The sequence below is a fragment of the Streptomyces sp. ID05-39B genome, assembly GCF_033794725.1.
Classification (GTDB): Bacteria; Actinomycetota; Actinomycetes; order Streptomycetales; family Streptomycetaceae; genus Streptomyces; species Streptomyces bobili.
Window position 1 is genome coordinate 1 of sequence record NZ_JARGEF010000500.1, and the last position, 1,567, is coordinate 1,567.

Sequence of the window (1,567 nt, forward strand, 5' to 3'; positions counted from 1 at the left end):
CACACCCACACCCCGACCCGAACAAGCCACAGTGACGGGGGAACAAGGAAGGGGTGCCACCTGGGAGGGTGGCACCCCTTCTGACCTGCAACCTTCTGACCTGCTACGCGGTGGGTGTGGGATTTGAACCCACGGTGACTCGCGCCACGACGGTTTTCAAGACCGTTCCCTTAGGCCGCTCGGGCAACCCACCCCGCGCCACCCGGTGAGGGGTGACGCGGGGACAAGAGTAACGGGTGACCACGGGCGTGTGGTGTCGGCTTGGGGGTGGGACCGGGGTCAGCTGTCGCCCTTGCGGGAGCCGAGGGTGAGGTCGACCGTGTGGGTCTTGCCGTCGCGCTCGTAGGTGAGGGTGACCTTGTCGCCCGGCTTGTGGGTCCAGATCTCGCCGATGAGGGTCGGGCCGCTGTCGATCACCGTGTCGTCGAGCTTGGTGATGACGTCGCCGGGCTTGAGGCCGGCCTTGGCCGCGGGACCGCCCGCCTCGACCGCGGCGGCACCGCCCGCACCCTGGTCGGTGATCTTCGCGCCGTCGGTGGACTCCTCCAGGGAGACGGAGGCGCCGATCTTGGCGTAGACCGGCTGACCGTTCTTGATCAGTTCCTGGGCGACGTACTTGGCCTGGTTGATCGGGATGGCGAAGCCGAGGCCGATCGAACCGGACTGGGCGGTGCCGCCCAGGCCGCCGCTGCCGGTGGACTGGATCGCGGAGTTGATGCCGATCACGTTGCCCTGGGCGTCGAGCAGCGGGCCGCCGGAGTTGCCCGGGTTGATCGAGGCGTCCGTCTGGAGGGCGCTCATGTACGAGGCGCTGCTGCCGGTGCCGTCGGAGGAGGCCACGGGGCGGTTCTTCGCGCTGATGATGCCGGTCGTCACGGTGTTGGACAGGCCGAAGGGCGCGCCGATGGCGATCGTCGAGTCGCCGATGGCGACCTTGTCGGAGTCGCCGAGGGTGAGGGGCTTGAGGTCCGAGGGGGCGTTCTTCAGCTTGATGACCGCGACGTCGTAGCCCTGGGCGTGGCCGACGACCTCGGCGTCGTACTTCTTGCCGCTCGGGAAGGTGGCGGTCACCTTGCCGCCGTCGACGGCGTCGGCGACGACGTGGTTGTTGGTGACGATGTGGCCCTGGGTGTCGAAGACGAAACCGGTACCGGTGCCGCCCTCGCCGTCACTGGACTCTGCCTGGATGGTGACGGTGGAGGGCAGCGCCTTGGCGGCGACACCGGCGACGGTACCCGGGTCGCGCTTGACGGACCCGCCGCTGTCGGAGGCGGAGACGGTGGTCGAGCCGGTGTCGTCGTTCTTGGCGAGGGTGTAGCCGAGGCCTCCGCCGAGGCCGCCCGCGACGAGCGCGGCGACCAGGACGGCGGCTGCGAGGCCGCCGCGGCCACGGCGGGCCTTCGGCGGGGCGGGCTGCTGGTAGGCGGCGCCCCAGGCGGCCGCGTCGATTCCGGTGGCACCGGGGTTCCCGGGGTGCGCGGAGCCGTGCGCCGAGCCGTGGGCCGAGTGTGCGCCGAAGCCGCTGTCGGCGTAGGACGGGGTGGGCGGCTGCGGCGCACACTCGGCC

At 70.8% G+C, this 1,567-nt stretch carries 1 protein-coding gene and 1 tRNA gene; both read right to left on the minus strand.

What is annotated here, in order from left to right:
- Positions 1 to 108: 108 nt before the first annotated feature.
- Positions 109 to 193 (minus strand) — tRNA-Ser (locus tag P1P75_RS41480).
- An 86-nt stretch (positions 194 to 279) separates the two neighbouring features.
- Positions 280 to 1,567 (minus strand): trypsin-like peptidase domain-containing protein (locus P1P75_RS41485; protein ID WP_319265207.1); only part of this gene is annotated, 1,288 nt, incomplete at its 5' end.